Source organism: Roseateles sp. P5_E11 (assembly GCF_054049355.1).
The window spans coordinates 1-1,051 of record NZ_JBFUMO010001048.1 but is presented as its reverse complement, the minus strand read 5'-3'; the positions used below and the strand labels follow the sequence as shown (position 1 = coordinate 1,051).

Annotated in this window: 2 protein-coding genes; both read left to right on the top strand. The window is 64.2% G+C overall.

Annotated features, from left to right (window positions below; all coding sequences use genetic code 11):
- A partial coding sequence (locus ACXJKR_RS33295) for an NAD(P)-dependent oxidoreductase (protein WP_457326495.1) occupies positions 1–536 on the top strand: 536 nt, incomplete at its 5' end.
- Between the two features lie 51 nt (positions 537–587).
- The coding region (locus ACXJKR_RS33290) for an aldehyde dehydrogenase family protein (RefSeq protein WP_457326494.1) at positions 588–1,051 on the top strand (464 nt) is incomplete at its 3' end.

Below are 1,051 nucleotides of genomic sequence, written 5' to 3'. Positions count from 1 at the left end.
CCGGTGGGGTTGCGGGTGCCGAAGCCGGAACCCTGTCGGTGATGGTCGGCGGCAAGAAGTCGGCCTTCGAGCGCTGCGAACCTGTCTTCAAGGCATTTGGCCGCAAGGTCGAACATGTGGGCGACGAGCCAGGCATGGGGCAGGCGCTGAAGCTGACCAACAACATGATCGTCGCGTCCACGCTCATCGCCACCTGCGAGGCGGTGCTGTTCGGCATCAAGAGCGGCCTGGATGCCCAGCAGCTCCTGGGCATGCTGAACGCCAGCACGGCGCGCAGCTACACGAGCGAGAACATGGTCGCGGGGACGATCCTTGATCGCGTGTTCGATTTCGGGTTCCGCATGGATCTCATGCGCAAGGACATACGCCTCTTCACGTCGGAGGCCGAGGCTGTCGGCGCGCCTACCTTTGCCAGCTCGGTGACGAAGCAGTTCTTCGACCTGGCCATCGCGCACGGCCAGGGCGCCGAAGACATGACGGYGGTGGTCCGCGAGCTGGAGAAGCTCGCCGGAGCCCGCATCGAACGCGCCGGCTGATATCGCGGCAGCGTGCCGCATGCAAGAACAAGCAAAGAGACTGGAGACACGGTGGAACGCATAGAGAACTATGTGAATGGCCGGACCGCGCGCACGCGCACGTCCCGCTACTTCGACAAATACGACCCTCGCACAGGTCAGCAGTCGGCGCTTGTCGCCTGCAGCGATCCCGAGGATGTGCAGGGAGCGGCTGAGTCCTGTGCAGCTGCCTTTGATGCTTGGAACAGCATGCGGCCGACCGAGCGCGGCCGGCGTCTGGTCGAACTGGCTCGCGTCATACGACGGCATGAGAAGCTGCTTGGCGACATCGAGTCCGCCGAGACCGGCAAGCCCGGTCGCGAAATGCCGGTGCTGATCGACTTGGTGGCCCAGTTCTTCGAGTACTACGGGGGCCTCGCAAACGCCTTCGATGGCGAGTACATCAACGTGGGACCGGCGTACCACGCCTATGTCCGCCGGGAAGCGCTTGGCGTTGTGGGCATCATCCTGCCCTGGAATGCGCCCCTTCACCAGGC